This window comes from Marinobacter alkalisoli, assembly GCF_045449795.1.
Lineage (GTDB): Bacteria > Pseudomonadota > Gammaproteobacteria > Pseudomonadales > Oleiphilaceae > Marinobacter.
Map to the genome: position 1 here is coordinate 1 of NZ_JBJJLB010000001.1, position 2711 is coordinate 2711.

A 2711-nucleotide genomic window follows, 5' to 3' on the forward strand; every position below is an offset into this window, starting at 1 on the left:
CGACCAAGTCCCTGGCCCAGCCACTGAGCCGATCGTTCTTGTCGGCGAGCTTGGCTATCACCGCCCGGGTGCCATGGATCAGCAGCATTCGTAAATATTTGTCCCCGCGCTTGGTGATCCGCCCAAGTCGGACTTTGCCACCGGTTGAATATTGTCGGGGTACCAGCCCCAGCCAGGCGGCAAAGTGTCGTCCGCTTTTGAACTGCCTGGGATCGGGCGCACTGGCCAATATGGCTGTGGCCGTTTGTGGTCCAATGCCTGGAATGGCCATCAGCCGTTTGGCCTGCTCGTTGCGCCGGGCCATGGCTTCGATTTCCCGGTCATAGGCGAGGATCTCTTCATCGAGCTGAAGAATGCGCTGGTTGATGTTATTGAGTAAGCGTCGTGCCAGCATGGGTAAGCTGTTTTCGGCATTCTCCAGGATTTCAGGAACCCGCCGCCGAGCGGCATAGCGCCCCTGGGGAATGATCAGACCGAATTCGGCCAACAGCCCGCGAATCTGGTTGATCTGCGCGGTGCGCTCCTTGGTCAGCCCACGGCGAATTCGATGCAGGCAGAGCGTCGCTTGCTGGTCTTCGGTCTTGATGGGAACGAAGCGCATATTGGGTCGGCCGACCGCTTCGCAGATGGCCTCGGCATCGTTGTCGTCGTTCTTGCTGCTCTTGCGATACGGTGCCACAAACCGGGGTGCAATGATCCGAACATCATGGCCGAGCCTGGTCATTTCACGCGCCCAGTAGTGGGCGCCCGAGCAGGCTTCCATGCCGATCAGGCAAGGAGGTAATTGTGCGAAGAACGGCAACAGCTTGAGTCGATTCACCCGTTTGCGAACCACGACCTTGCCGTGTTGGTCGGTGCCATGAATACTGAACACAGTTTTCGCCAGATCAATGCCAATGGTTGTAACATTCATGATGACTCCTCCTGCTTTTGATTGAAGATGTCGACACCTTCAATGTGGCACATGGATGCCGTGGGAGCAGGGGGAGTCCATATCATTCGTTAGCCGCTGGGCAGTAAGCCACAGGAGGTGGTCCCATAAAAAACGTATACGTGAATCATCCGAGGTATGGAAATCAACCTATTCCTTCACGGTATTCGTTTACTGACTCTGAAATAGAAGCGGGGCACTGGCGGTATTCAAGTTTGAAGTATTTTGCTCAGACAGCTATCCCTGCAAATATTAGCAAGCAGAGGTTCGCGGTCTATTCTCGGTCGATATACGTCGATATCGAAGAGACATGCGAGGTTTGTGGTCGCAGGTTCCTGTTTTTTGCGCTTGAACAAAGGTGGTGGTTCGAAGAACTTCAATTTTGGGTTGACGCTCACTGTACCCGGTGTATTGATTGTCGACGTGCAGAAAGGGAGGTTCGGGTGATGCAAAAGAGGTATCAGGTGCTCGTTGAGCAAGATGAATTAACCGAGCACGAGTCAAAGGAATTGAAAGCGATTGCGCTTGAACTGTATCAACAGGGGTATATTCGGGATGTCGCCAAGATCGACCGTATCGGCTAACCATTGCAGGCACGGCGACGCCCATTACATTGCGCCTTCGGCTCCATTCCATGGGCGCGCATGCTGCAGGCGTTATGTTTTGGAGGACACATGCAATTTACTCAGGAAGAGGTCGCGGCGGCTCAACTTGAAACTAGCGACTATTCAAAAGAAGTGGTTAAGGCGCTCATGAAACGGAAATCGCTCTCTCCGGCAGATTGTGTGGGACTCTTAAACTATGTTGTGAATAACATCGGTTGGCAGGAAAAGTCTCCTAAAAATCACGATGTAAAATCATTTGTTCGCTGCCAGGAACATCCCGAAGAGATAGACGAAAGGCAGCTCACTTCCTTTTTAGAGGATGAAGGAATCTGCCCTTCATGGGTAGCTATGACTCTCCGTGCCGCAGTGAACGAGAAGTTCATGAACAACATAACCAATAACGCAAGGCGGACGCGTTGAACGCGCCGCTTCGTTCTGGCGTTAGGTTTGCCCGTTTCAAAAGGACTTCAATTGAGAGACCTAAAGCAGCTCATCGAACTTGCGGAGGCAAATGAACGAGATCCGGCCACACTCGATCGAGCGATAGAAATCTATGAGCAAATAATCAATGAGCACGATTATTCGCTTTACTCTACGATGGCCGCAGTAGCGCTTGATCGAATCGAGCAACGTGAAACTGCGCCGGCACGGATCAAGCAAGGTGAAACTCCGCCGGCACCGATCGCTAAACGAGAACGTTCGCAGGTTGAGCGCGTGCTTTTCCGACTAGCCATTTTATTCTACGTTGCCTCGCTGGTTCTGCCGGTCGATGGTCACTTCTTCGTGGGAGTGGTGATGCTAGTTTTGTCTGTTATCGGGTCAGTTTGGATGTTTCCTGAAGCGGTTTCTCGCATCCCCAGCGATCCTGCAGCTGCTTTCGGCCTAATTACCTTGCTTAATATGCCTTTCTACAACATTCTTTTCCTCGTTGCGCTGACAAGGTTTTGGGTGGCTGGCCGCTCACGATTTTCTGTCTTCAGAATTGTTTTTTACACCTGTACAGTTTACAGCTTGGTGTGGTCAGCTATAGCGGTGTTCACACACGTTGAGAAGTTTTACATTTCTGGGCTATGGGCAGCGGCTTTTCTATTTTTATCCTTGGCAGTTGCTATTTGCACCGAGAAAAACCTAACCAATGCAGGCAAGGGACGCTCCTGACGTCGCGCCCCTGCTGC

The 2711-nt window shown here is 52.1% G+C and carries 4 protein-coding genes; 3 read left to right on the plus strand and 1 reads right to left on the minus strand.

What is annotated here, in order from left to right; genetic code table 11:
* Nucleotides 1-916 (minus strand): IS110 family RNA-guided transposase (locus ACJO3M_RS00005; RefSeq protein ID WP_406998562.1); only part of this gene is annotated, 916 nt, incomplete at its 3' end.
* Nucleotides 917-1053: 137 nt separating this feature from the next.
* Here ACJO3M_RS00005 and ACJO3M_RS00010 point away from each other — a divergent pair.
* The 3 genes from ACJO3M_RS00010 to ACJO3M_RS00025 all read left to right on the plus strand — a co-directional run bounded on the left by ACJO3M_RS00010 (nucleotide 1054) and on the right by ACJO3M_RS00025 (nucleotide 2694).
* Nucleotides 1054-1515 carry a zinc-ribbon domain-containing protein gene (locus ACJO3M_RS00010; protein WP_504362672.1) on the plus strand — a complete coding sequence of 154 codons (462 nt, stop codon included), beginning with the start codon at nucleotides 1054-1056 and terminating at the stop codon, nucleotides 1513-1515.
* 90 nt (nucleotides 1516-1605) lie between these two features.
* Nucleotides 1606-1956, plus strand: coding sequence for a hypothetical protein (locus ACJO3M_RS00020; protein ID WP_406998558.1), 351 nt, complete (start codon nucleotides 1606-1608; stop codon nucleotides 1954-1956).
* A gap of 51 nt (nucleotides 1957-2007) precedes the next feature.
* Nucleotides 2008-2694 (plus strand): hypothetical protein, encoded by a 687-nt coding sequence (locus ACJO3M_RS00025; protein ID WP_406998560.1) that lies wholly within the window; start codon nucleotides 2008-2010, stop codon nucleotides 2692-2694.
* The last annotated feature ends 17 nt before the right edge of the window (nucleotides 2695-2711 follow it).

Coding starts and splice junctions, on each gene's coding strand:
- ACJO3M_RS00020 (WP_406998558.1), top strand. CDS start 1,606: ATGCAATTTACTCAGGAAGAGGTCGCGGCGGCTCAACTTGAAACTAGC.